The sequence below is a fragment of the Aeromicrobium erythreum genome, assembly GCF_001509405.1.
GTDB lineage: Bacteria > Actinomycetota > Actinomycetes > Propionibacteriales > Nocardioidaceae > Aeromicrobium > Aeromicrobium erythreum.
Map to the genome: position 1 here is coordinate 2,303,315 of NZ_CP011502.1, position 25,634 is coordinate 2,328,948.

Genomic DNA, 25,634 nt, shown 5'->3' on the forward strand with positions numbered 1-25,634 from the left:
ATCATGGCAACGACCGTCACCCTTCCCGAGCTCGGCGAGAGCGTCACCGAGGGCACCGTCACCACCTGGCTGAAGAACGTCGGCGACACCGTCGAGGTCGACGAGCCGCTGCTCGAGATCTCCACCGACAAGGTCGACACCGAGATCCCCTCCCCCGTCGCGGGCACCATCCTCGAGATCAAGGTCGAGGAGGACGAGACCGTCGAGGTCGGCGCCGACCTCGCCGTGATCGGCGACGCCGACGAGAGCCCGTCCGACGGCGGCGGCGAGGCCCCGGCCGAGCCGGAGGAGACCGAGGACGCCGACGTCGAGGAGGGCTCCTCCGACGAGGCGTCCGCCGAGCAGCCCGGTGAGGAGCCGGCGCGCGAGAGCGACGGCACCCCGGTCAACCAGCACGGCGAGGAGCCGCACCTGGAGACGCAGTCGACCGGCGAGGGCACCGAGGTCACGCTGCCCGAGCTCGGCGAGAGCGTCACCGAGGGCACCGTCACCACCTGGCTCAAGGCCGTCGGCGACACCGTCGAGGTCGACGAGCCGCTGCTCGAGATCTCCACCGACAAGGTCGACACCGAGATCCCCTCCCCCGTCGCGGGCACCATCCTCGAGATCAAGGTCGAGGAGGACGAGACCGTCGAGGTCGGCGCCGTGCTGGCCGTCGTCGGCGACCCGTCCGCCGCGGGCTCCTCCTCGGGCGGCTCGTCCGACGAGGCCCCGTCGCTCGACAGCGACCCCGCCGAGGACCCGGCGCAGGCCGAGAAGCTCGAGGAGGCCGCCGAGGCCGAGAAGAGCCAGCCCGAGAAGGCCGAGGAGGTCACGAAGGAGGAGTCGGCTCCCGCCCCGTCCGCCTCCGCCCCGACCGCCCAGCCCGAGAAGCAGGCGCACCCGGAGAACGAGGCGCGTCCCGAGCCGAAGCAGGAGGCCCCGCAGACGTCGGGCGCCTCGACGCAGAGCGGCGGCGACACCTACGTGACGCCGATCGTGCGCAAGCTCGCCAAGGAGCACGGGGTCGACCTCGCGGCCGTCACCGGCAGCGGCGTCGGCGGTCGCATCCGCAAGCAGGACGTCCTCGACGCAGCCAAGAAGGCCGAGGAGGCCGCAGCGCCCGCCCCGGCCGCGTCGGCGCCCTCCGCCCCCGCGCCGGCCGCGTCATCGGAGCCGTCGCCGCTGCGCGGCAAGACGGAGAAGCTCAGCCGGCTGCGCAAGGTCGTCGCGTCGCGACTCACCGAGTCGCTGCAGATCTCGGCCCAGCTCACGCAGGTGCACGAGGTCGACGTCACCGAGATCGCCCGACTGCGCACCAAGCACAAGGACGCGTTCCTCGAGCGTGAGGGCGTCAAGCTGACGTTCCTGCCGTTCTTCGCGAAGGCGGCCGTCGAGGCGCTCAAGCAGTACCCGACGCTCAACGCGGCGCTCGACCTCGAGGCCGGCACGGTCACGTACCCGGCCGGCGAGCACCTCGGCATCGCCGTCGACACCGAGCGCGGTCTGCTCGTGCCCACGATCAAGGACGCCGGCGACCTCTCGATCGCCGGGCTGGCGCGCAAGATCGCCGACGCGGCCGAGCGCACCCGCACGAACAAGATCAAGCCCGACGAGCTGTCCGGTGGCACGTTCTCGATCACGAACCTCGGCAGCAACGGCGCGCTGTTCGACACGCCGATCATCAACCAGCCGCAGGTCGCGATCCTCGGTGTCGGTGCTGTCGTCAAGCGCCCGGTGGTCATCACCGACGCGCACGGCAGCGACAGCATCGCGGTGCGCAGCATGGCGTACCTGGCGCTCACCTACGACCACCGCCTCATCGACGGTGCCGACGCCGGTCGGTTCCTGACGGCGGTCAAGGAGCGGCTGCAGAGCGGCTCCTTCGAGGGCGAGCTCTGACCCGCTGATGCACGTCGTCGTCGGCGGCGCGTCCGGCTTCCTGGGCTCGGCCCTGGTCTCGCACCTGCGGGACCAGGGCCACCAGGTGACGCGTCTGGTGCGCTCGGGGACCCCAGGTCCTGACGCCTCCTTGTGGGATCCCGCCGCCGGCCGGATCGACCAGGTGCTGATCGACCGCGCCGACGCCGTCGTCAACCTCTCGGGCGCGACGATCGCCCGGTGGCCCCGGACGAAGAGCTACAAGAAGCAGCTGTGGTCGTCGCGGGTCGACTCGACCACCACCATCGCGCGCGCGGTGGCGGCGTCGAGCTCCCCGACCGTGCTGCTGTCGGGCTCGGCCATGGGCATCTACGGTGCCGACCGCGGCCAGGACCGGCTCACCGAGTCGGCCGGTCGCGGCGACGGGTTCCTCGCCGACCTCTGCGTCGCGTGGGAGGGTGCCACGGTCGAGGCCGAGCAGGCCGGCCAGCGCGTGGTGCACCTGCGCACCGGACTCCCCCTCGACGACGAGGGCGGGCTCCTGGGTCCGATGCTGCTGCCGTTCAAGCTCGGGCTCGGTCCGCGCCTGGGCAACGGTCGCCAGCGCATGTCGGTGATGTCGCGCCGCGACTGGGTGCGCGCCGTGGCCTTCCTGCTCGAGCGCGAGAGCATCAGCGGCCCGGTCAACCTGTCGCTGCCGGAGGCGCCGACGAACGCCGAGTTCACGAACACGCTCGGCGACGTGCTGGGCCGCCCGACCGTGCTCGTCGCGCCGGCTCCCGTGCTGCGCGTGGCGCTGGGGGCGCTCTCGGACGACCTGCTCGGCTCGCTGCGCATGGTGCCGCGGGTGCTGCTCGACAACGGGTTCGTCTTCGAGGACGCCGACCTCGCGTCGGCCCTCCGCTCGGCCCTCGCCTGACGCTCACCGGGTCGCGCCGATGCGCCACCCGTCGGCCGTCCAGGTGAGCAGGACCCTGCGTCGGGTCGGCTGGTCGCTGGGGAGCCGGTACGCCTGCTGCGGGCCCACGGCACGGGTGGGCCCGAGCCGGTCGACGACGTCGAGCACCACCCGCCGGCCGGACCGCGCGACCACGTGGCACGACGTCCGCTGCTGCGCCATGCCCTCGAGCCGCAGCCCCCGGTCGGACCAGCCGCGCAGGACGCTCGCGTCGGCCTCGCGCAGCGTGGGCGTGGCGTAGACGTCGCGGAGCGGCTCCGGGTCGCCGCTCACGAACGCCTCCGCCCGCAGCGCGTCGAGACGGCCCAGCTCGAGGCAGGCAAGGTCGGCGTCGCCCGTGCCGAGCAGCGTGCTGCACCACGTCACGAGCGCCGCCAGCCAGCTGGTCATGACGTCAGCCTCGACGCCCGTCCCGCTCGCGTCGAGCGGCCGTCCACACCGGGGCTACGGTAGGAGCGTGAGCCTGCAGATCATCGACGACTGGTACGGCGACCGCGCCCTCGACTACGAGGCGGCCTGGGAGCTGCAGCGCGAGCTGCACGCGCAGCGCGTGACCGACGAGATCGACGACACCGCGCTCCTGCTCGAGCACCCGCCCGTCTACACGGCCGGCAAGCGCACCGAGCCGCACGAGCGTCCGTTCGACGGCACCCCCGTCGTCGACGTCGACCGCGGCGGCAAGATCACGTTCCACGGCCCGGGCCAGCTGGTCGGCTACCCGATCACGCGCCTGCCCTCCCACGTGCTCGTCGTCGACTACGTGCGGCGGGTCGAGGAGGCGCTGATCCGCGCCGTCGCCGACCTCGGGGTCGCGTCCGGCCGGGTGCCGGGACGCTCCGGCGTGTGGGTGGCGGCCGACCAGCGCGGCCCGGAGCGCAAGATCGCCGCGATCGGCATCCGCGTGACCCGCGGGGTGACGATGCACGGCTTTTCGCTCAACGCCGACGTCGACCTCGCCTGGTACGACCGGTTCGTGCCTTGCGGCATCGCCGACGCAGGCGTGACGACGCTGACCGCTGAGCTGGGACGCCGGGTGCGCGTGCCTGAGGCGGCCGACGCCGTGCGTCCGCACCTCGTCGACCTGCTGGGCTGGGAGCCGTACACGTCGTCACCGGACCTCGTGCACGACGACGCGCACCCCCAGGTGCCCGTGCTCGGGCTCCCGGGGGCTGCGACGTCCTGACGTCGGCCTGACCCAGCGCTGACGTGGCGCTGACGTGGCGTCTACTCGGCCAGCGAGAGCGCCTCGCGATAGCCGATCTTGTCGCCGGTGCGCAGCAGGGTCCGCTCGAACACGCGCGCTCCGACCCTCACGAGCAGCACCGACGCGAGCAGCGTGCCGCCGAGGGCGACCGCGACCTGCCAGGCGGGCACGGACCCTTCCACGAGCCGCGCCGGCATCATCATCGACGAGACCACCGGGATCATCGACACGACCGTCTTGATGCTCTCCCCGCCCAGGATCGCGAGGAAGTACGGCACGAGCAGCAGCATCTGCGCGGGCATCGTCGTCGACTGCAGGTCCTGCGTGCGCGACGCGAGCGACCCGGCCACCGACCAGAGGCTGGCGAGGGCGACGAAGCCGACGAGGAAGAACAGGACGTACCAGAGCATCGGCAGGCCGACGACGTCGAGCGCGCCGCTCTGGCCGGTGAGCAGCAGCCCCACGACACCGGCTGCGGCGTAGCTGACGATCTGCAGCACGGCCAGCGCCGTGTTGCCCACGACCTTGCCCCACAGCAGCTGACGGATCGGGACGGCGGCGGCGAGGATCTCGACGACCCGGCTCTCCTTCTCCTGCGTCACGCTGCTCGCGATGCCCATGCCGAGCACGATCGCGGTCAGGTAGAAGAGCAGGACGAACACGAACGACGTCGCCTGGCGCAGCCCGCCGTCGTCGGCCCCGCGATCGAGCAGCCGCTCCGACGTGGTCGTGCCGGCGTCGAGCGCGGACAGGTCGACGTCCTGAGCGGCGGCGTTCTGCTGCAGCGCCGTCGCGCGCACCGCTGCGGTGACGGACTGCTGCACGGTCGCGTCGACGTCGCGCTCCCCCACGAGCTCGTAGCCGTCGTCGGTCGCGAGCAGGGCGGCGTCGGCGTCGCCGTCCTTCACGGCCCGCTCCGCCGCGGCGGTGTCGGCGACGCTCTTCGGGCGGATGGTCAGCGTGTCGTCGCCGGCGAGCTGGTCGGCGGCCTTGACCACCGCGGCGGCCGCCGGCTCGACGACGGCGACCGTCTGCGTCGTGTCGCGGTTCTGGAACCAGTGGACGCCGACGATCGTGGCGACGATGCCGACGATCGTGACGAGCAGGCCGATGCGGAACGACTTCGTCCGCACCTGCACGTCGATCTCACGCCGCGCGACGACCTTCCACGCGTCACGCGGCGCGCGGGTGCCGCTGCTCTGGTCGGGGTGCGGGGTGTGGGTGCTCATCGGACGGACTCCCGGAAGATGTCGGACAGGGGCTGGTGCATGCGGGCGACCTCGACGACCGGACCGCGTTCGAAGGCGGCACGCGTCAGCTCGGCGGGCTTGAGTCCGTCCAGCTCCACGAGCGCCTCCTCGCCATCGACGTCGAGGGTGCGCACGCCACGCAGGTCGCGCAGCCACGCGGCGTCGGCGCCGTCCATGACCACCCGGTAGCGGACAGCGCCGCGGTCGCGGAGCTCGTCGACGGGTCCGGCGGCCACGACGCGGCCGCCGGCGAGGATGACGAGGTCGTCGCAGAGCCGCTCGACGAGGTCGAGCTGGTGGCTGGAGAACAGCAGCGGCAGGTCGGCGGCCTCCTGCTGCAGCAGGTCGACCATCGAGTCGACGGCGAGCGGGTCGAGGCCGGAGAACGGCTCGTCGAGCACCAGCGCGGTCGGGCGGTGAACGAGCGACGCGGCGATCTGGACGCGCTGCTGGTTGCCGAGCGAGAGCGTGTCGAGCAGGTCGCTGCCGCGGTCGGTGAGGTCGAAGTGCTCGAGGAGCTCGTCGACGCGCGAGCGCGCGTCGCGGGGGTCGAGCCCGTGCAGGCGAGCGAAGTAGACGAGCTGGTCGACGAGGTTCATGCGCGGGTAGAGCCCGCGCTCCTCCGGCATGTAGCCGAAGGAGCGGCGCACGTCGGCGGTGATCGGCTCGCCCTTCCAGCGCACCTCGCCCGCGCTGGCACTGAGCACCCCCATGATCATGCGCATGGTGGTGGTCTTGCCCGCGCCGTTCGCGCCCACGAAACCCGTGGTGCGCCCCGGCCGGACCTCGAAGGACACGTCGTCGACGACCGTGACGTCCCCGTAGCGTCTGCTGAGCTTCTCGACGGTGATCATGCGTCCACGCTAGGGATCCGTCCAGGTTCGCCGCATCGGCCGCGCGGCCACCATCGCCTCCCCCGTTCGGCTAGGTCGAGCCCACCCCACCCAGCACCGCTGGTCGAGTAACCCCCACCGCTGGTCGAGTAGCGGACCCGGCGAGCGCCAGCGAGCCCGGGGCCGCGTATCGAGACCACTCGGCGCGGACCAGCGCCGAGCGCCCACCCAGCACCGCTGGTCGAGTAGCGGACCCGGCGAGCGCCAGCGAGCTCGAGGCCGCGTATCGAGACCACTCGGCGCGGATCAGCGTCGAGCGAGCACCCCCACCGCTGGTCGAGTAGCCGATGCACGCGAGGAACGAGCATCCGCATCGGCGCATCGAGACCACTCAGGGCGGATCAGCGTCGAGCAAGCACCCCACCGCTGGTCGAGTAGCGGCCGCGGCGAGCGCCAGCGAGCTCGAGGCCGCGTATCGAGACCACTCGGCGCGGATCAGCGCAGAGCGGGCACACACCTGAGCCTGACCGCTGCCGAGGTCTCGATACAGCGGGACGCCTTCGGCGTGCACCACTCGCTCCGTCGCGGCTACGCCCATGGTGCGACGGCTCCATCGCCCTCACGGCTCCCTCGCTGCGCTCGGTCGGGTTCAGTCATCCATCAGGCCGGACTCGAACGCGACGATCACCGCCTGCACGCGGTCGCGGGCGCCGAGCTTGGTGAGGATGCGCGAGACGTGCGACTTCACGGTCGCGCTGCTCACGTACATCTCGGCGGCGATCTCGGCGTTGCTGAGCCCGCGAGCGAGGGCGCGGAGCACGTCGCGCTCGCGGTCGGTCAGGTCGTCGAGGACGGTCGCGTCGTGGCGGGCGCGGCCGGTGGAGCGGGCGATGACGCGACGCGTGACCTCGGGCGCAAGCAGCCCGTGACCCTGCGCGGCGAGGCCGATGGCGCTCACGAGGTCCTCGGGCGGGCAGTTCTTGAGCAGGAACCCGCTGGCGCCGGCCTGCAGCGCCGCGAACAGGTACTCGTCGTCGTCGAACGTCGTGAGGATGAGCACGCGTGTGTCGGGGTGCTCGGCGACGATGCGCTCCGTGGCGGCGATGCCGTCGGTGCCGGGCATCTGCACGTCCATCAGCACGACGTCGGGCGACAGCGCCGCGACCTGGCGCTGCGCCTCGTCGCCGTCGCGCGCCTCGCCGACGACCTCGATGTGGTCCTCGATCTCCAGGATCATCGAGAACCCGGCGCGGATCAGCTCCTGGTCGTCGACGAGCAGCACGCGGATGGGGGTCGGGTCGCTCATGCGTCCTCCCGGTCGACGGGGATGCGTACCCGCACGCGGAAGCCGCCCGCGGGTCGGGGGCCGATGTCGGCGAGGCCGCCGTGCATGGCGACGCGCTCGCGGATGCCGTCGAGCCCGAACCCGCCGCCGTCCTCGCGGGGCGTGGAGCGGGTGGGGCCGTCGTCGAGCACCTCGACCTCGACCGCGGCGCGCTCCCCCGGCTCGCTGAGGTGGCGCAGGGTCACCCGCGCCGACGTCGCCGCGGAGTGGCGTCGCACGTTGCTGAGCGCCTCCTGCGCGACCCGGTAGAGCGACAGCCCGACCGTGTCCGGCACGGGGAACGTCTCCCCCACGCAGTGCACCTCGACGGACGGGCGGTCGGTGGTCACGGCGAGCTGGCGGACGTCGTCGAGGCCTGGCTGGGGGCCGCGGTCCGACGGCGCGGCGTCGTCGTCGGAGCGCAGCAGCCCGACGATCTGGTGCATCTGGGCGACGGCCTGGCGCGACGACGTCTCGATCGCCCCGAGCGCCTCGCGGGCGCGCTCGGGCCGGGCCTCGAGCAGGCGGCTGGCGCCGGCGGCCTGCACGCCGATGCCGCTGACGTGGTGCGCGACGACGTCGTGCAGGTCGCGTGCGATCCGGACCCGCTCGGCCTGCACGGCCTGCCGCTGCTCGACGTCCTGCACGGCGCGCTCGCGCTCGCGCTGGTCCTCCACGAGCGCGCTGCGTCGGGCGCTGAGGTAGGCGGCCTGCCCCCAGGCGATGGCTCCGAAGAAGTACATGACGTTCAGCGCGACGCTGTAGACGATGAGCGCGACCTTGGGTGGCAGCAGACCGGTCTGTTCGCCGAGCGGCGGCATGAGGTCGCGACCGAACGACCACAGCAGCCAGCCGAACATGCCGACGAGCACCACCAGGGTGACGACCATCAGCGACCTCGGCCGCCGCGACCACGCCCACGCGGCGTAGAGCGCGGCGAAGAGCACCATCTGGATGGTGAAGACGGCGCCCAGCTCGAGCAGCCGCTCGCCGACGACGATGAAGACGGCCGAGACCACCACGAGGACGGTCAGCGGGTACTGCCGACGCCAGCACAGGGCGAGGCCGCCGAGGCCGAACCACAGGTACGCCTCGACGCCCTTCCAGCCCGTCGACACGCCCGACGCGCTGGCGTAGACCTGCACCGACGCGACGCTCACGAGGGCCGCGACGACCCCCAGGACGACGTCGGTCGCCAGCTGGGCGCGCGTGGGTCGCGGTCGGGTCCAGGAGCGGTCGAGGATGCTCACGCCTCGACCCTAGCGAGGCTACGCCCCGGTAGGCGTGCGCCCGTGGCGACGCTGGGACGGCGGCGTACGCTGGACGGCGTGACGATCGCACCGGACGGCCGCAAGATGCTTCGACTCGAGGTCCGCAACAGCCAGACCCCGATCGAGAAGAAGCCCGAGTGGATCAAGACCCGCGCGAAGATGGGTCCTGAGTACAACGAGCTGATGAAGCTGGTGAAGGGCGAGGGTCTGCACACGGTCTGCCAGGAGGCCGGCTGCCCCAACATCTTCGAGTGCTGGGAGGACCGCGAGGCCACCTTCCTCATCGGCGGCGAGCAGTGCACGCGACGTTGCGACTTCTGCCAGATCGACACCGGCAAGCCCGCCCCGCTCGACCGCGACGAGCCGCGCCGCGTGGCCGAGAGCGTGCAGAAGATGGAGCTGCGCTACTCGACGATCACGGGCGTCGCCCGCGACGACCTGCCCGACGGTGGCGCGTGGCTGTACGCCGAGACGGTCCGCAAGATCCACGAGCTGAACCCGGGCACCGGCGTCGAGAACCTCATCCCCGACTTCAACGGCAAGCCCGACCTGCTCGAGGAGGTCTTCAGCTCCCGGCCTGAGGTCCTCGCGCACAACGTCGAGACCGTGCCGCGCATCTTCAAGCGCATCCGTCCGGCGTTCACGTACGAGCGCTCGCTCGACGTCATCATGCAGGCGCGCGACTACGGCCTGGTCACCAAGAGCAACCTCATCCTCGGCATGGGCGAGACCCGCGAGGAGGTCTCGCAGGCGCTGCGCGACCTGCACGAGGCCGGCTGCGACCTCATCACGATCACGCAGTACCTGCGCCCCTCCCCGCGCCACCACCCCGTCGAGCGCTGGGTGAAGCCCGAGGAGTTCGTCGAGCTCAAGGACGAGGCCGACGAGATCGGCTTCGCCGGCGTCATGTCGGGCCCGCTCGTGCGCTCGTCGTACCGCGCCGGACGCCTCTACCAGCAGGCCGTCGAGAGGCGTGAGTCCACGGGCGAGGTCGTCCTCCGCCACACGGACGGCGCCGCCTGAGGCACCCGTAGGATGGGCGGCATGTCCACCCCTGCCGCCCCGCCCGAGGGACGTCTGCGCCAGCTGCGCCAGGCGTACAAGATCACCAAGCAGTCCGACCGCAACGTCGGCCTGTTCATGCTGCTGGCCTTCGTGCTGGGCGCCGGCATCCCGGCCGTGCTGCTGCTGACGTTCATCGGCACCGGCGTGCTGGCGATCGTCCTCACCGTGATCATCTCGGTGCTGTTCGGCATCCTCGGCGCGCTGTTCGTGCTCGGACGTCGCGCGGAGAAGGCCGCCTACTCGCAGGTCGAGGGCCAGACGGGCGCCGCTGCAGGCGCGCTGCAGATGCTGCGTCGCGGCTACCACGTCAAGCAGGCGGCGGCGTTCAACAAGAACCAGGACGTCGTGCACCGCGTCGTCGGGCGTCCGGGCATCATCCTCGTCGGCGAGGGCAACTCCACCCGCGTGCGCAGCCTGATCGCGTCGGAGCGCAAGAAGCACGCGCGCATCGTCGGCGACGAGGTGCCGGTGCTCGAGGTCGTCGTCGGCCGCGGCGACGGCGAGGTGCCGCTGCCGAAGCTGATCAAGCACGTGCGCAAGCTGCCGAACGCGATCAAGCCGGCCGAGCAGACCGCGATCCTCAACAAGCTGAAGGCGCTCGACGCGATGCGCCCGGCCGCACCCATGCCGCGTGGCCCGGTGCCGACGAGCATGAAGGGCGCCCGCCGCCAGATGCGGGGCTGATGCCTCGCACGTGGCTGGTCCTGGCGCTCGCGGCGACGCTCGGCGTCGGCGCGTGCCAGGCGGCGACGTCGGGCGAGATGACGAGCCAGACGTACCGCTCGCTCGACGCGCGCGGCGACGCGCTCACGGCCGACGACGTGCGCGAGGCCGGTGGCACGGACGACCCCGACCTAGCGCGCACGTTCGTCGAGGAGGGCGGACGGGCGGAGCCGTCGGGGGCGTCGTGCCTGTACGCACGGACGACTTACCGCGAGTCCTACCGCGGGGTGGCGCGCTTCTGCTTCGACGGCGCGACGGTCGTGTCGGTGGAGCGCAACCGCGCCGACCTCGACCGCTGAGCGACGTCAGATCCCGAGGCGGGCGACGCGCGACCCGGAGAGGATGTCGTGCAGTCCCCGGTGGTCCTCGTTCTGGATGACGGCGGGGATCACGAGGCACAGCAGGGCCGTGCGCAGCGCCGCCCGCGGGAGGCCGATCGGCTGCCCGTCGGGCGAGACGACCTGCAGGCTCAGCACGCGCTTGCCGATGGAGTAGCCGAGCACGCCGGTCAGGAGCGTGACCTCGACGAAGAAGACCCCGAGGGTGACGAAGGAGCTGACGGCCCCCTCCCCCGCCAGCGGCGTCCGGGTGACCGCGACGACGCTGAGCATCGCCACCGCCCAGTCGATGAAGAGGGCCAGCAGGCGGCGACCGAGCGAGACGTCGTACACGTCGTGAGCCTAGCGGGCGGCACACCGACGACACGTGGCGTTCATCCTCGGGCGAGACTTGTAACATGCCCGAAACAATGGAGTGACGGTAGGGAAACTGCCTCTGCCTAGCGTCGGTGACGCGGCCGCCGAGGCGTCCGCTCCCGCCACATCGACGACCAGGCCACCACCGCGTGGCTGAGGAGGCCCCATGTTCGGCAATGCCGACGAGTTCTTCAAGTACGTCAAGGACGAGGGCGTCGAGTACCTCGACGTCCGTTTCACCGACCTGCCCGGCATCCAGCAGCAGGTGACGCTGCCGGCGTGGACATTCGACGCCGACGCCGCCGAGAACGGTGTGGCCTTCGACGGCTCGTCGATCCGCGGCTTCCAGAGCATCGACCAGTCCGACATGGTGCTCTACCCCGACTTCGGCACGGCCTACGTCGACCCCTTCAAGCGTCGCAAGACGATCGCGATGGACTTCTTCGTCCACGACCCGATCACCGGCGAGGCGTACTCGCGCGACCCCCGCAACATCGCGCGCAAGGCGGAGGCGTACCTCGCCACCACCGGCATCGGCGACACCGCGTTCTTCGCGCCCGAGGCCGAGTTCTACATCTTCGACCGCGTCAACTACGGCACGAGCGCCAACAAGTCGTTCTACGAGATCACGTCGCTGGAGTCGGCGTGGTCGACCGGTGAGGACATCACCGACAACCGTGGCTACAAGGTCCGCTACAAGGGCGGCTACTTCCCCGTCGCGCCGACCGACCAGACCGCCGACCTGCGCAATGACATGATGACGAACCTCGCGAACGCGGGCCTCGTCCTCGAGCGCGGTCACCACGAGGTCGGCACGGCCGGCCAGGCGGAGATCAACTACAAGTTCGACACGCTGCTCAAGGCGGCGGACGACATCATGAAGTTCAAGTACATCGTCCGGAACACGGCCTGGGCCGCGGACAAGACGGTGACCTTCATGCCGAAGCCGATCTTCGGCGACAACGGCTCGGGCATGCACGTGCACCAGTCGGTCTGGAAGGACGGCTCGCCGCTGTTCTACGACGAGGCCGGCTACGGCGGACTGTCCGACACCGCGCGCCACTACATCGGCGGCATCCTGAAGCACGCGCCGTCGCTGCTGGCGTTCACGAACCCGTCCGTGAACTCCTACCACCGTCTGGTGCCGGGCTTCGAGGCCCCGATCGCGCTGGTCTACTCGGCCCGCAACCGTTCGGCCTGCGTCCGCATCCCGATCACGGGCTCGAACCCGAAGGCCAAGCGCATCGAGTTCCGCTGCCCCGACCCGTCGAGCAACCCCTACCTGGCCTTCTCGGCCCTGCTGCTCGCCGGCATCGACGGCATCAAGAACAAGATCGAGCCGCCGGCCCCGATCGACAAGAACATCTACGAGCTCCCGCCGGAGGAGTACGCCGAGATCGACATGGTCCCGACGTCGCTGAACGCGGTCCTCGACAACCTCGAGGCTGACCACGAGTTCCTCACCCAGGGCGACGTGTTCACCCCCGACCTCATCGAGACGTGGATCGACTACAAGCGCACCGAGGAGATCCTCCCGGTCCAGCTGCGTCCGCACCCGCACGAGTTCGAGCTGTACTACGACATCTGACCCGTCGGTAACGAGAAGCCCCGCCCCGCATGCCGTGGTGGGGCTTCTTGTTGCAACCCCTGCCAGTTGGACGTCTGTCGTTATCGCTCGTTGACCACCTCTTACAGGAGTCACCCGCGCTGGCCGTGCGCCAGTGATGGGAGCGGCTTCAGAGGGTCTCCGGCCCTGGTCGATGCCGCTCTCACCGCGTCGCGCACTCGATTGCCGGGCGAGGGAATGGCACAATTGTCCGACGCGGAGCGCACGGTCTGAATCCGCGTCACAGACGCGTCGATACGCTTTCCCCCTTCCAGCCACATCTATATGTACGGAATGCCGAAGCGCGTGTATCCCGTTCGCTCGCTCTCAGAGGACGCTGGCAAGCATCGAGAGCTGGACGCCCCGATGCCGCAGGTGACCACTGCGGTGTCATCGGCGCGTCTCCGCGAACCCCCCGCGAAGCGTCCTACAGACTGGTTAGAGTTCGGTGCATGACGGTTCCTCGGCCTTCTCCGCGCACCGAGATTCGCGTGCTCGACCTCTTCAGTGGGGCCGGAGGCCTCAGCTCTGGCTTCGGTGCGGAGTCGACTCGCTTCAAGACGCTCAGGGCCATCGAGAATGACACAGCAGCAGCAGCGACTTATGCCGAGAACCACGACCCCGAGACCGTGTTCGCGGGTGGCATCGAGGACTGGCTGAAATCTGAGGACATACCTGAAGCGGACGTCGTAATCGGCGGGCCACCTTGTCAAGGCTTCTCCGCCCTCGGCAAGCAGCAGCAGCTCGATGAGCGCAATCAACTGTGGCTGCGTTATGCCGAAACTATCCGCAAGGCCAGGCCAAAGTACTTTGTGCTCGAGAACGTTCCGCAGTTCCTAGCTTCGGTGCAGTTGGCCCGATTCAAGCGTCAGTGCCAGCCAAGCCAGCCTCTCGGCAACTACACGTTCCGGGCGATGGTGCTGAATGCAGCTGACTACGGCGCTGCCCAGGTCCGGAAGCGAGTCATACTCATTGGCCACCACCGCGACTTGCCTTCCCCAGGTTTCCCGGTGTCGACTCACGCGAAGGCCGAGGACGCAACACACGCAGCGTGGCGCTCACTGGGCGATGTGCTCCACGGACTCCGACCCGCCGTGACCGAGATCGACTTGCCCAACCGCACAATTGAGGTTGGCGGCACCTTACTCCCTGGAGCATTCAAGACCAACGAGCTCCACCTGACTCGGCACTACGAACAGCTATCGATTGATCGCATCCGTCATATCCCAGCCGACGGAAACAGATTCGACATCCCTGAACGGCTTCTGGCCGATTGCTGGAAGAAACATAAGTCCGGTAGCGGGGACGTCATGGGGCGGCTGAATTACGCGAAGCCGTCTGTGACGATCCGCACGGAGTTTTTTAAGCCCGAGAAGGGCAGATACCTGCACCCAACCGAGAACCGCGCCCTGACCCACCACGAGGCCGCCAGAGTCCAGGGGTTTCCCGATGACTACAAGTGGGTTGGGTCGAAGGTCGCGATCGCTCGACAGATCGGCAACGCGGTCCCGATTCCGCTCGCACGGGCAGTCGGGGCGCACCTGCTCGCGGCCCTCGATGCTCCGTCGCTCCTCCCTGGGTCCGAGATGAACGATGACTAACTCGAAGGATGGGGCCCAAGGTGCTCCGAAACTCGTCCTAAAGTTCGACCCCCTCACGATCGAGCACTTGGGATCAAATATGTACTCAAGGCTTCCCAACGCCGTAGCGGAGTTGGTTGCCAATGCCTACGATGCGGACGCGACGGAGATCACGGTCCGCGTGGTCGGCAGCGGCGACGCGCAGTACATCGTGGTCGAGGACAACGGCCATGGGATGTCGCGCGACGACGTCCGGAACAAGTATCTGCGGATCGGGCGTAATAGGAGAGGCTCGGCCACGACGGCTGCCTCCGAGAGCGGCAAAAGAACTGTGTCAGGCAAGAAGGGATTGGGGAAGCTCGCGCTTTTTGGGATCGGACACCGGATCGAGGTGTCGACGACTCGTAAAGGACAGACGGAACGGACCCTTGTCACGATGGTCTGGGAGGACCTCATCGAGACGGGCGATGGTGATTACCAGCCCGATTCACGCAGCGAGCCAGCAGAACCCGCAGACCACGGAACATCCGTCAAGGTCTCGCAACTCAATCGATCCAGCGACATTGCTGCAGCAGATCTCGCGCAGAGCCTTTCGCGCCTGTTTCACTACAGCGATAGCGAGGTTGTCCTCCGTGTGGTCGGACGTGACGGCTCAGAAATATCGGTTACTCGGGAGCTGAGGGTCTCCACTGTTGCCACCGAGTTCAAATGGGAAGTACCGAACGACCTACCCGAAAGCTCAACAGATCTGACAAGAGTCGGGGTCGTCGGCGTCGTGATCGCTGCCGAAAAGCCGTTGCCAACCCAAATGCGAGGTGTGGCAGTGTACGCGAACGGCCGATTGGTCAACGAGCCCGAGTTCTTCGGCGCCTCGGACTCGAGCTACGCGTACGCGTACCTCACGGGGTACATCGCAGTCGATGGTCTTGACGCCATCAAGCCGGATGTTGTCGCTACGGATCGACGTGCCGTCAACTGGGACCAGACAGACGCGGCACGGATTCGCTCGGTGCTGAAGCGGATGGTCGAAGAGATAGCTCAACTTCGTCGGCAGCTTCGAGCGGCCAAGAAGAAGCAGCAGATCGAGACTGAAGCAGGCGTCGACCCAGACGACTGGGCCGACACCATTGCAGGGCCGGAGAAAGAACCCCTCCGCGAACTCATCAACATCATCGAGTCAGATGACACGGACATGAGTGACGAGGACCGCGGTAAGGCCGTCAGGAGCCTAAAGGGAATCGCCCCGCCCTACGCGGATCTCATCTGGCGCCATCTTCACCCGAGCATCCAGGTGGCCTGCGAGACCTATTTCAAGGCGGGCGACTACTACCACGCACTACTGGAGGCTTGCAAGCAGTACGTGGCCGACCTGCGCGCGGCCGCAAGTCTCCCTGATGAAGCCGAGGCATCATTGTTCGGGAAGGCGCTTGGCGAAGGGACGGGTCCGCGCCTTAACTTCACATCCCAGTTTCGCGCTGGTTCACCGTCCATCTCCGGCGACTCTGCGAAGAACCTGGAAAACGGGCAGCGGGAGCTGTCGAAGGCGATCTGGTCGGCCTTCCGCAATCCGCTGTCGCACGAGACGCTGGAGACCATCAAGTCACTCGGTGTGATCAGTCATCACGACTGTCTGGACGCACTCAGTCTCATGTCTCACCTCCGTCGCCGCCTCGACGACGCGGTTCTCATGCCATGAAAGTGCGGCCGACTCCGACGGCGAGTAGAAACTCAACGCACGTCACGTGACCGTCCTCCAACCCGACGCTGCAACGGGATGACCCTGCGGCCTGATGTGCGAACAGCACCCCCAGGTCGCTCCGACACGGCTCTTCGGCCCGCCAGCGCTTGATGATGGCTAGGCTCGCTCCCATGTCAAGCGACGAGGTGCTCCGCTCCCTGCGAGAGTTCGTCGCCGAGCGCGACTGGGCGCAGTTCCACACACCAGCGAGCTTGGCGCGAAGCATCGTCATCGAGTCGGCCGAGCTGCTCGAGCATTTTCAGTGGGACGAGGAGCATGACCGCCAGGCGGTGCTCGACGAGCTCGCGGACGTGGCCACCTACGCCTTGCTCCTCGCCGACGCTCTCGAGGCGGATCTCGACGAGGTGGTCCTGGCGAAGCTCGAGCGGACGAAGGCGAAGTACCCGGTCGAGAAGGCGCGCGGACGGAGCACGAAGTATGACCAGCTCCAAGATTAGGAAAGCGTCGTTCGATGCGTCCTGTGTCCACGACTGGATGCGCGAGGACGAGCGCTACGACAACTGGCCCGTCGTCTACGCGATCACCGGGTCCAGGCACGTGTATGTGGGCGAGTCGGTCAACGCAGCGACCAGGATGTTCCAGCACCTCAGGTCGCCGAAGGCGAGGCTGCTCGACAAGTTCCGCGTCGTGCTCGACGACACGTTCAACAAGTCGGTCTGCCTCGACCTCGAGACGTACCTGATCCGCGCACTCAACGCTGACCAGACCTTCACCGTGCTCAACAAGCAGTCGAGCGCCAGGAACAGCAACTACTACGACCGGTCCCACTACCGCGAGAAGTTCGCGGCCATCTTCGAGTCGCTCCGTGCCGAGGGGCTCTTCAGGAACGACCTGGAGGAGATCGAGAACAGCAATCTCTTCAAGCTGTCGCCGTTCGTGTCACTGACGCCGACCCAGGCCTCGGCGGTCGAGGCGATCGTCGCGATCATCCGGGAGGCAGCAGGTGGTCGGTCAGAGCCAGCGGTCGTCCAGGGAGATCCCGGAACGGGCAAGACGATCGTCGGCATCTTCCTCGCCAAGCTCCTGGCCGACCTGCGTCAGCCTCGGGACGCACACCTCGACGCAGACACCTTCGTCGAGGACGAGGTGGGAGGCGACGTAACGCTCGGCGACCTGAGCATCGGCTTCGTCGTGCCGCAGCAGTCGCTGCGCGAGACGATCCGCAGCGTGTTCAAAGCGACGCCAGCACTAAGCGACCTGCCTGTGCTCACTCCCTTCGACGTTGCCGAGTCTGACGACGACTTCGACGTGCTTATCGTCGACGAGGCCCACCGTCTTCAGCAGTTCTCCGGCAGCCTGCAGATGCTGAGCAGCCGCTACCGCGAGATCAACCGTCGCCTGTTCCCGGGCGACGAGGAGGGTATTGAGCACACCCAGCTCGACTGGATCAAGGCTCGGAGCCGTGTCCCTGTGCTGCTGCTCGACGACAAGCAGACGGTGAGGCCGATGTCGGACCTGCCGGTCGCTACGGTGACGGCGCTGATCGAGACGGCCAAGCACGACGACCGGCACGTGCGCCTCTGGACCCAGATGCGGACCCTCGCTGGAGATGCCTACATCGACTACGTCGCTGACGTGCTGCGAGGCTCAGCCGTGCAGCGGATCGAGTTCCCCGACTACGACCTCCGCCTCTACGACGACCTCCGCGAGATGCGTGAGGACATCATGGCGCGCGACGTCGACCACGGACTCTCTCGCGTGCTGGCTGGTTTCGCCTGGCCCTGGGTCAGCAAGAAGGACAAGCAGAGGCCCGACATCGAGATCGACGGCCTGCAGCTGTTCTGGAACCGCACCGACAAGGACTGGATCAACTCACGCACTGCCCTGGAGGAAGTCGGGTGCATCCACACGAGCCAGGGCTACGACCTCAACTACGCCGGGGTGATCATCGGCCACGAGCTGCGCTGGAACGTCGCCACCGATGGCCCGGAGTTCGTCAGGTCCAACTACCACGACCGCAACGGACGAGCGAACAACACGACGCTGGGCCAGACCTACACCGACGACGACCTCCTCGAGTACGTCATCAACATCTACCGGGTCCTGCTCACCCGAGGCATCCGAGGCACCTACGTCTACGTGTGCGACCCCGCTCTGCGTGAGCGACTCCGCACCTACTTCCCTCCGCCACCGCATCGCCCCTGAGCGACGGGTCTGTCGCTCCGTCACCGACCTGCAACCCGCCGACCCTGGACGACTGTCCGAGGGCTGTGGTGGGGTGGGACGGTCGGTCTCAGTGCCACGTTCACGTGGCCGCCGGCAGTTCCTAGGGGGGACAGCACGTGAACACAGGTATGTCTCGAGCCCGACGCGGGCTCGCCGTCGGGGCCGCCGCCCTGACGCTCGGCGTCGTCGCGACCACGCTCACCAGCGCCGGCGCGGCGACCACCGACAAGTCCACGCCCGTACCGGTCGCGACGCCCGAGGGGCAGGTGAGCGCCTACGTCGTCAACGCCAAGAAGGCGAACGCCAAGGGCACCGCCGACGCGCGCAAGGTCGTGCAGAAGGCCGGCGGCACCGTCGTCCAGGCGTGGCCGCAGATCGGCGTCGTGATCGCGCAGTCGACGCACGCCGACTTCCGCGCCGACGTCTACCGCCTCGGCCGCACCAGCGTCACCTCCGTCGGCACCACCCGCACCGTCGCCGTCAGCGAGCGCGCCGAGCAGGCGTCGACCCTGCGCCAGTCCGCGCGGAGCCGCTCCACCGAGCGCGCCGAGCTGAAGGGCGAGTTCGCGAACACGCCCCAGAAGTACGTCAAGCCCGACCCGCGCGAGGGCGAGCAGTGGGACATGGCGCACATCAAGGCCGACCACGCCCACGAGATCACCGACGGCTCCCGCAAGGTGCTCGTCGGCGTCCTCGACAGCGGCATCGACGCCGACCACCCCGACCTCGCGCCGAACATCGACGTCAGCAACTCCGTCAACTGCACCGACGGCGGCACCGTCGACCGCTCCCCCACCGGCTGGCAGCCGACCACCAGCGACCACGGCACCCACGTGGCCGGCACCATCGGCGCCGCCCGCAACGGCATCGGCATCACCGGCGTCGCACCGAACGTGCGCATGGCGTCGGTCAAGGTCGTCAACGACGACGGCTTCATCTACCCCGAGTACGCCATCTGCGGCTTCATGTGGTCCGGCCTGCGCGGCATGGACGTCACCAACAACAGCTACTACATCGACCCGTTCGAGTTCTGGTGCCAGGACCAGGCCAACCAGGCCGCCGTCGTCGAGGCCGTCGGCCGCGCCGTCACCTGGTCGACGAAGAAGGGCACCGTGCACGTCGCGGCAGCCGGCAACGCCGCCTACGACCTCGCCAACAAGACGACCAGCGCGAGCAGCCCCAACGACAGCACCCCGATCGAGCGGACCATCAACAACGGCTGCCTCGACATCCCCACCGAGCTGCCCGAGGTCGTCACCGTGTCCTCGTACGCGCAGATCGGCACGTCGAACGAGACGCAGCTGTCGTCGTTCTCCAACCGGGGCAAGAACGTCATCGACGTCGCCGCCCCCGGTTCGCGCATCCTGTCGACGATCGTCAAGGACAACGGCTACGGCCTCAAGAGCGGCACGTCGATGGCCTCTCCGCACGTCGCCGGCGTCGCCGCCCTCATGAAGTCCAAGCACCCCGGCTGGCGGCCGGCGCGCGTCATCCAGCAGCTGAAGGCCCAGGCCGACGAGCGACCCTGCGCACCCCAGCAGACGAGCTCGTCCCCGGGCGCGCTCTGCACCGGATCGCCGTCGAACAACAGCTACGCCGGGCACGGCATGATCGACGCGCTCGACGCCGTCCGTCGCTGACGCAGCACCACGACGCAGCGGCCCCCGAGCTCTCCGCTCGGGGGCCGCTGTCGTGCCGGAACGCGTTCCAGAAGACGAAGACCCGCCCTCGCCAGCGGCCCTACCCTGCGGTCATGCGCCTTGCCCGCCTCGTCGCCGTCTCCCTCGGGTCGGTCGTGCTGGCCGGTTGCAGCGGCACCACCACGGCCGAGATCGAGGAGGCCATGGCCGACGACCTCCGCTACGGGACGGAGGGCGCGGCCTGGTTGATCTCCCGCTACGGCGTGCACGCCGACGTCCGCGACGTCGACGTCACCTGCGAGGAGCTCGGCTTCCTCACCGACACGGGCGACTCGCTCCGCTGCGAGGCCCACGTCGAGTACACCGACGGCCGCAGCCTCACGACGCCATTCGACGCCGAGTTCCGCGTCGACGGGGTGTTCCCTCGCCTCCTGGCGGACCCGACGTCCACAGCAGGCTGAGCGAGCCGCTGGACGCTCGTCAGCCGATCCGTTCGGTCAGGGAGACGATGATCCCCTCCGGACCGCGGACGTAGGCCATCAGCCAGGTCCCCTCGTGCTCGCCGACGTCGCCGACCAGCGCGTAGCCCTCGTCGTCGAGGCGCGCGACGGTCGCGCGCAGGTCAGTGATCTCCAGGCACACCGCACGCAGGCCCACCGCGTGCGGCGGCGCGGGGACCGTCAGCACGTGGCCGGGGCGGTCGTACCGCGACACCTCCAGCGCTCCCCCGCCTCCCGGCGGACGCAGCCAGACGGTCTCGGTGCGGGCGTCGTGGAGACCGACGACGGTGTCGAGGAACTCGCCCTCGATCGTCATGCGTTCGGCGAGCTCGAGTCCGAGGCTCGTGAAGAAGGTGACCGTGCGGGGCAGGTCGGCCACGGTGAGGTTCACGTGGTCCAGGCGGGGCAGCGACGACATCCCTCATCCACGCTCGGCGGGACGTGTCGTGTCAAGCACCTAGGCTGGCCGACGAACGACACGCAGCGACGGAGGACCCATGGACGACGTCACGATCGAGGACCTCACCGAGGCCGAGCACCAGTGGCTCCAGGCGCTGCAGGGCGGGCTCGTGCAGATGGGCGTCAAGGACGCCGCGACACTGTGCGCCGTCTTCCTCGAGGCACGCGAGGCGTGGTGGGACCTTCCCGCCGCGGAGCGCCCCGACCCGAACCCGACCATCAACGCGTTCGGCGCCGGCATCGGGCAGCTGTTCGTCGACGACCTCGGACTGCGGTGGGCGCTCGTCACCGACCAGCACGGCAGCGAGCTCGGCGTCGTGGGCGACCCGTCACTCGTGCTCTACCCCACGAACGCCGTCGCCAAGCGGTGGTCGGGCGAGAACCAGTCGACCCTCGAAGACTACCTCGTGCAGGTCAGCGAGACCGTGCGCGACCTGCAGGCACGGCGGCCAGGGCAGTGACGCCCGGCGTCAGGGCTTCTTGTCGTCCTTGCCGCCCGGGCCCCCGCCGCCAGGACCCTTGTCGTTCGGGTCCTGCTTCTCGTCCTTCTTGCCGTTGCCCTGGTCCTGCTGCTGAGGCTGCTGCTGGGTCGGCTGCGTCTGCTGAACCACCGGCACGACGGCCACCGCGATGGTCACGGTCGAGCCGACCGTCACCCGACCCGTCGGATCGACGACGACGACCGTGCCGGCCGTCTGGGACGACTCGACGTCGGTGCGCTTCACCGTGAGGCCGAGGTCGCCGAGGGTGGCCGCGACCTCGTCGGCGGGCTGGCCCACCAGGTCGGCCGGAACCGTCACGCGGCCCGACGCCACCTGCAGGGTCACCGGGCCCGAGGTCGGCACGGGAGCACCCGCCTTCGGGCTCTGTCCGACGACCTCGCCCTCCTTCGCGTTCGGCTCGTCGACGGTCTCGGTCTTGACCGTCGCGTCCACGGCCTCGATCTTGTCCGTCGCGCTGGCGACCGACTGGCCGACGACGTCGGGCACGGTCTCGTCGGCGTCGGCGAACAGACCGCCGGACATGCCGACCAGCAGCGCGAGGACCGCCAGCGCCGCCACCCCGGCGAACACCGCCAGGCCACGCCGACGTCGACGCGGCTCCTCCGGCGGCGCCTGCATCGCCGCCGTGGCAGCGACGGGCGCGAGCACCGAGGTCGACGCCGTCGCACCCGTGGCACCGAGAGCGCCCATCGGCGCGGTCGTCGCACCCGCGTAGGCGGGCAGCACCTCGGTGACACCGTCGGTGCGACCTTGCACCGCGTCGCGCACCTGCGCCGCCGTCGGACGCTTCAGCGGGTCCTTGTCGGTCATCGTCTCGACGAGGCGGCGCAGCGGCTCCGGGACGTTGTCGGGCAGGGGCGGCAGCGGGTCGCCCACCTGCGCGAGCGCGGTCGCCACCGACGTCTCGCGTCGGAACGGCGACGTGCCGGTGAGGCACTGGTAGGCCACGAGGCCGAGCGAGTACACGTCGGACGCGCCAGTGGCCGTCACGCCACGCGCCTGCTCGGGGCTGATGTAGTCGACGGTGCCCAGCACGTTGCCCGTCTGCGTCAGCGGCTCGCGCGACGCGCCGATCGCGATGCCGAAGTCGACGAGCACCGGACGCGACCCCTCCGCGAGCACGATGTTCGCGGGCTTCACGTCGCGGTGCACGATGTCGGCGGCGTGGGCTGCGGACAGCGCGTCGGCGACGCCGCCGAGCAGACGCTCCACGGCGTCGGGCGCGAGCGTCCCGCGCTGCTTGAGCACCTCCGAGACCGCCGTCCCCTCGACCAGCTGCATGACGATGAACGGGTCCTCGTCCTCGCTCGACTGGTCCTCGCCGACGTCGTAGACGGTCGCGATGCCCGGGTGGTGCAGACGTCCGGCGGTGCGGGCCTCCTCCTCGAAGCGGGCGCGCGCCGCGGTGTCGTCGCCGACCTGGTCGCCCTTGAGGATCTTCACGGCGACGTCGCGGTTGAGGCGCAGGTCGCGGGCCCGGTGGACCCGACCCATCCCGCCGGCGCCCAGGAGGTCACCCAGCTCGTAACGGTCGTTCAAGCGTTCGGCCATTCGACCAGGCTAGAGCCCATCGGCCGCAGGCGCGCGCGTCGTGGCGACCCCCACACGGCGGTCCCGCTCGAGTCGTGACGCCGCCCGACCGCTGGCACGCTGTGCCCATGCCCGCCCTCCCCGCCCTGCCGGCGCCTGACGACACCGACGCCGTTGTCGCCTGGGTCGCGGAGCACCTGGGCGACCTGACGCGGGAGGCCGCTGGCGACGTCCGTCCCGGCGGTCACCGCGGCGGGCAGACGGCCGCCGACGTCGCGCTCGCCGGGCTCGACGTCACCGGCTACGCCCGCACCCGCTCGAACGTGCTGCCCGTCGAGCGTCAGGGGGCGAGTCGCGTGTCGCCGTACCTGACGCACGGGCTCCTCGACCTCCCGACCGTGTGGGACGCGGTGGCCGACGCGCCGTCGGGCGACCGGCGCAAGTACCGCGACGAGCTGCTGTGGCAGGAGTACGCGCGCCACGTGTACGCCAGGGTCGGCCCGGCGACGCGCGAGCCGCTGCGCCGCGAGCCTCCCCACCCCGACGTCGACCCCGACTGGGACGAGCGGATGGCGTGCATCGGCTGGGTGCAGGACCAGCTCGAGCAGGACGGGTGGCTCGTCAACCAGGTGCGCACGTGGTGGGCCTCCCACTGGACCGTCCGGCACGGGCGCGACTGGCGCGACGGCGAGGACCACTTCTACCGCCACCTGCTCGACGGCTCGCGGGCCGCGAACCGCCTAGGCTGGCAGTGGACGATCGGCGCCGGCACCGGGAAGCCGTACGGCTTCAGCCGGTGGCAGGTGGAGAAGCGCGCTTCTGAGCTGTGCGGCTCGTGCGTCCTCCGCGATGCGTGTCCGGTGCAGGAGTGGCCCGACGCCCACCCCGGACCCACGGTCGAGCACGCGCCCGTCCGCATCGGGCACGCCGCCGGCGCCCCCGGCCCGGGCCCCGACACGCCCGTCGTCGAGGGCGGAGCGTCGGCCGTGTGGTTGACGCCGGAGTCGATGGGCGACGCCGACCCCGCACTCGAGGCGCACCCCGACCTCCCCGTCGTCTACGTGTTCGACGAGCCGAAGCTGGCCGAGCTGCGGTGGTCGGGCAAGCGGCTCGTGTTCCTCGCCGAGACCCTCGCCGACCTCGCCACCCGGCGCGACGTCGAGGTACGTCGGGGCGTCGTCGGCGAGGAGCTCGCTGGTCGGTCCGTCGCCGTCACCTTCGCGCCCGTCCCGTGGTTCACGCGACGCTCGGCCGACGTCGACGTCGCCGCCCTTCACCCGTGGCGGTGGCTGGAGCGGCCGACGTCGCAGCGGCTCACGTCGTACAGCGCCTGGCGCAAGGGTGTGCGTCGTTGAACGTGGGCGTCGACGCGACGGGGCGGGACGCGACGCGACGCGACGCGACGAAGCACGGAAATCTCACGCAAGCACGGAGAGCAAGCCGTGCGCGGCTGAGGGAACCGTGCCTCGCCGGAGATTCCCAGGTCGACCTGGGAATCTCCGCTCAGGCGGGGGCGAGGCGGAGGAGGCGGCCGGAGCCGGCGTCCTCGAGCAGCCAGATGGAGCCGTCGGGCGCCTGCTCGACGGCGCGGACGCGCTGGCCCTCGACGATCTTCTCGTCGTCGCCGGCGGTCGTGCCGTCGAGGTCGACGCGCACGAGCGACTCGCCCGACAGCGCGCCGAGGAACGCATCGCCCTTCCACTCGGGGAACAGGTCTCCGGTGTAGATGAGCAGGCTGCCGGGCGAGATCGACGGGGTCCAGCCGGTGCGCGGCGCGACGAAGCCGTCGCCGTCGGTGTGGTCGGGGATCTCGCCGCCGCCGTAGTCGCTGCCGTTGGACGCCTCGGGCCAGCCGTAGTTGCCGCCCTTCTCGATGATGTTCAGCTCGTCGCCGCCCTCGGGGCCCATCTCGCTCGACCAGAGCGTGCCGTCGTCGGCGAACTCCAGGCCGAGCGGGTTGCGGTGGCCCCAGCTCCAGATCTGCGCCGACGCGCCGCCCTCGTCCGCCAGCGGGTTGCCGGGCGCCGGTTCGCCGTCGAGGGTGAGCCGGACGATCGTGCCGAGCGTGTTCGACGTGTCCTGGGCCGGCGTCTTCTGCTGGCGGTCGCCGGAGCTGATGAAGAGGTGCTCGCCGTCGGGGTCGAACGCGATGCGGTGCGAGAAGTGGCCGTTGCCCGACACCTTCGGCGTCTGGCGCCAGACGACCTCGAGGTCCTTGAGGGCCGCTGACCCGTCGCCGGTGGCCAGTCTCGCCCGACCGACGACGGCACCGGTGCCGCCGTCGCCCGCCTCCGCCCAGCTGAGGTAGACACGCTGGTCGTCCTCGAAGCTCGGCGCGACGACCACGTCGCCGAGGCCTCCCTGCCCGGCCGCGACGACGTCGGGCACGCCCGACACCTCGGTGCGGTCCCCGGTCTCGGCGTCGCGCAGGGTGAGGGTGCCGGTGCGCTCGGTGACGAGCAGGTCGCCCGTCCCCGGCACGAAGGCCATCGCCCAGGGCGTCTCGAAGCGGTCGACCTCCTCCACCTCGAACGGCGGGTTGCCGCTCGCCGACGTCGCAGGGGTGGAGGCCGGCGAGGCCTCGTCCTGGCGGGGGTCGGGGTCCGTGGAGCAGCCCGCCACGAGGACGGCCGCGAGTCCGAGTCCGAGAAGCCTCATGCGTCGAGTGTCACCGAGCACACCAAGGGGCGCACCGTGAATGCAGGGCG

The 25,634-nt window shown here is 69.8% G+C and carries 24 protein-coding genes; 15 read left to right on the top strand and 9 right to left on the bottom strand.

Features of this window, described 5'->3' with window-relative positions; all coding sequences use genetic code 11:
- Window positions 1-3 precede the first annotated feature (3 nt).
- The gene (sucB, locus tag Aeryth_RS10835) at window positions 4-1,881 is read left to right on the top strand and encodes a 2-oxoglutarate dehydrogenase, E2 component, dihydrolipoamide succinyltransferase (protein WP_067858421.1); all 1,878 of its coding nucleotides are present in this window, start codon (window positions 4-6) and stop codon (window positions 1,879-1,881) included.
- Window positions 1,882-1,888: 7 nt separating this feature from the next.
- The gene (locus Aeryth_RS10840; protein ID WP_067858424.1) at window positions 1,889-2,779 is read left to right on the top strand and encodes a TIGR01777 family oxidoreductase; all 891 of its coding nucleotides are present in this window, start codon (window positions 1,889-1,891) and stop codon (window positions 2,777-2,779) included.
- Between the two features lie 3 nt (window positions 2,780-2,782).
- On the opposite strand, the gene Aeryth_RS10845 is transcribed toward Aeryth_RS10840, so the two are convergent.
- A complete protein-coding gene (locus Aeryth_RS10845) occupies window positions 2,783-3,208 on the bottom strand; it encodes a hypothetical protein (RefSeq protein WP_067858427.1) in 426 nt (141 codons plus the stop codon).
- A 67-nt stretch (window positions 3,209-3,275) separates the two neighbouring features.
- Between Aeryth_RS10845 and lipB the strand changes: the two genes are divergently transcribed.
- On the top strand, window positions 3,276-4,001 hold the full coding sequence (gene lipB, locus Aeryth_RS10850) for a lipoyl(octanoyl) transferase LipB (RefSeq protein WP_236749722.1): 726 nt from the start codon (window positions 3,276-3,278) through the stop codon (window positions 3,999-4,001).
- Window positions 4,002-4,042: 41 nt separating this feature from the next.
- On the opposite strand, the gene Aeryth_RS10855 is transcribed toward lipB, so the two are convergent.
- The 4 genes from Aeryth_RS10855 to Aeryth_RS10870 all read right to left on the bottom strand — a co-directional run bounded on the left by Aeryth_RS10855 (window position 4,043) and on the right by Aeryth_RS10870 (window position 8,679).
- On the bottom strand, window positions 4,043-5,251 hold the full coding sequence (locus Aeryth_RS10855) for an ABC transporter permease (protein WP_067858429.1): 1,209 nt from the start codon (window positions 5,249-5,251) through the stop codon (window positions 4,043-4,045).
- Entirely contained in the window at window positions 5,248-6,126 is an 879-nt protein-coding gene (locus Aeryth_RS10860; RefSeq protein ID WP_067858430.1) for an ABC transporter ATP-binding protein, read from the bottom strand. Before Aeryth_RS10860 ends, Aeryth_RS10855 begins: the two co-directional genes overlap by 4 nt.
- A gap of 628 nt (window positions 6,127-6,754) precedes the next feature.
- Window positions 6,755-7,411: a response regulator gene (locus Aeryth_RS10865; RefSeq protein WP_067858431.1), complete on the bottom strand. Its 657-nt coding sequence runs from the start codon at window positions 7,409-7,411 to the stop codon at window positions 6,755-6,757.
- Window positions 7,408-8,679 carry a sensor histidine kinase gene (locus tag Aeryth_RS10870; RefSeq protein ID WP_067858432.1) on the bottom strand — a complete coding sequence of 424 codons (1,272 nt, stop codon included), beginning with the start codon at window positions 8,677-8,679 and terminating at the stop codon, window positions 7,408-7,410. The genes Aeryth_RS10865 and Aeryth_RS10870 overlap by 4 nt, the downstream gene beginning before the upstream one ends.
- Before the next feature lie 78 nt (window positions 8,680-8,757).
- On the opposite strand from Aeryth_RS10870, the gene lipA reads away from it, so the two are divergent.
- The 3 genes from lipA to Aeryth_RS10885 are packed head-to-tail and all read left to right on the top strand — an operon-like array spanning window position 8,758 to window position 10,787.
- On the top strand, window positions 8,758-9,723 hold the full coding sequence (lipA, locus tag Aeryth_RS10875; RefSeq protein ID WP_236749723.1) for a lipoyl synthase: 966 nt from the start codon (window positions 8,758-8,760) through the stop codon (window positions 9,721-9,723).
- Window positions 9,724-9,744: 21 nt separating this feature from the next.
- On the top strand, window positions 9,745-10,449 hold the full coding sequence (locus tag Aeryth_RS10880; RefSeq protein WP_067858433.1) for a DUF4191 domain-containing protein: 705 nt from the start codon (window positions 9,745-9,747) through the stop codon (window positions 10,447-10,449).
- Entirely contained in the window at window positions 10,449-10,787 is a 339-nt protein-coding gene (locus Aeryth_RS10885) for a hypothetical protein (protein ID WP_067858435.1), read from the top strand. The genes Aeryth_RS10880 and Aeryth_RS10885 overlap by 1 nt, the downstream gene beginning before the upstream one ends.
- A 6-nt stretch (window positions 10,788-10,793) precedes the next feature.
- Here Aeryth_RS10885 and Aeryth_RS10890 read toward each other — a convergent pair whose 3' ends face one another.
- Window positions 10,794-11,159 (bottom strand): RDD family protein, encoded by a 366-nt coding sequence (locus Aeryth_RS10890; protein ID WP_067858438.1) that lies wholly within the window; start codon window positions 11,157-11,159, stop codon window positions 10,794-10,796.
- Between the two features lie 190 nt (window positions 11,160-11,349).
- Between Aeryth_RS10890 and glnA the strand changes: the two genes are divergently transcribed.
- From glnA to Aeryth_RS10925, 7 genes are all read left to right on the top strand, one after another.
- Window positions 11,350-12,771, top strand: coding sequence for a type I glutamate--ammonia ligase (gene glnA / locus Aeryth_RS10895; protein ID WP_067858441.1), 1,422 nt, complete (start codon window positions 11,350-11,352; stop codon window positions 12,769-12,771).
- Between the two features lie 470 nt (window positions 12,772-13,241).
- Window positions 13,242-14,390 (top strand): DNA cytosine methyltransferase, encoded by a 1,149-nt coding sequence (locus tag Aeryth_RS10900; protein WP_067858443.1) that lies wholly within the window; start codon window positions 13,242-13,244, stop codon window positions 14,388-14,390.
- Complete coding sequence (locus Aeryth_RS10905) at window positions 14,383-16,065, top strand: TIGR02391 family protein (protein ID WP_083516400.1); 1,683 nt, start codon at window positions 14,383-14,385, stop codon at window positions 16,063-16,065. The genes Aeryth_RS10900 and Aeryth_RS10905 overlap by 8 nt, the downstream gene beginning before the upstream one ends.
- A gap of 173 nt (window positions 16,066-16,238) precedes the next feature.
- Window positions 16,239-16,565, top strand: a complete 327-nt coding sequence (locus Aeryth_RS10910) for a MazG-like family protein (RefSeq protein ID WP_067861650.1) — start codon at window positions 16,239-16,241, stop codon at window positions 16,563-16,565.
- Complete coding sequence (locus Aeryth_RS10915) at window positions 16,546-18,273, top strand: DUF2075 domain-containing protein (protein ID WP_083516401.1); 1,728 nt, start codon at window positions 16,546-16,548, stop codon at window positions 18,271-18,273. The genes Aeryth_RS10910 and Aeryth_RS10915 overlap by 20 nt, the downstream gene beginning before the upstream one ends.
- Window positions 18,274-18,422: 149 nt before the next feature.
- Complete coding sequence (locus tag Aeryth_RS10920; RefSeq protein WP_067858449.1) at window positions 18,423-19,934, top strand: S8 family serine peptidase; 1,512 nt, start codon at window positions 18,423-18,425, stop codon at window positions 19,932-19,934.
- A gap of 113 nt (window positions 19,935-20,047) precedes the next feature.
- The gene (locus tag Aeryth_RS10925) at window positions 20,048-20,395 is read left to right on the top strand and encodes a hypothetical protein (RefSeq protein WP_067858452.1); all 348 of its coding nucleotides are present in this window, start codon (window positions 20,048-20,050) and stop codon (window positions 20,393-20,395) included.
- Window positions 20,396-20,414: 19 nt separating this feature from the next.
- Here the strand turns inward: Aeryth_RS10925 and Aeryth_RS10930 are convergent, their stop codons facing one another.
- A complete protein-coding gene (locus Aeryth_RS10930; protein WP_067858455.1) occupies window positions 20,415-20,852 on the bottom strand; it encodes a VOC family protein in 438 nt (145 codons plus the stop codon).
- 79 nt (window positions 20,853-20,931) lie between these two features.
- On the opposite strand from Aeryth_RS10930, the gene Aeryth_RS10935 reads away from it, so the two are divergent.
- Complete coding sequence (locus tag Aeryth_RS10935) at window positions 20,932-21,354, top strand: DUF3806 domain-containing protein (protein ID WP_067858457.1); 423 nt, start codon at window positions 20,932-20,934, stop codon at window positions 21,352-21,354.
- A 9-nt stretch (window positions 21,355-21,363) separates the two neighbouring features.
- Here the strand turns inward: Aeryth_RS10935 and Aeryth_RS10940 are convergent, their stop codons facing one another.
- Window positions 21,364-22,947, bottom strand: a complete 1,584-nt coding sequence (locus Aeryth_RS10940; RefSeq protein WP_067858460.1) for a protein kinase domain-containing protein — start codon at window positions 22,945-22,947, stop codon at window positions 21,364-21,366.
- A gap of 107 nt (window positions 22,948-23,054) precedes the next feature.
- Between Aeryth_RS10940 and Aeryth_RS10945 the strand changes: the two genes are divergently transcribed.
- Window positions 23,055-24,281: an FAD-binding domain-containing protein gene (locus Aeryth_RS10945; RefSeq protein ID WP_067861656.1), complete on the top strand. Its 1,227-nt coding sequence runs from the start codon at window positions 23,055-23,057 to the stop codon at window positions 24,279-24,281.
- A 148-nt stretch (window positions 24,282-24,429) separates the two neighbouring features.
- On the opposite strand, the gene Aeryth_RS10950 is transcribed toward Aeryth_RS10945, so the two are convergent.
- Entirely contained in the window at window positions 24,430-25,584 is a 1,155-nt protein-coding gene (locus Aeryth_RS10950; RefSeq protein ID WP_067858462.1) for a PQQ-dependent sugar dehydrogenase, read from the bottom strand.
- Window positions 25,585-25,634 lie beyond the last annotated feature (50 nt).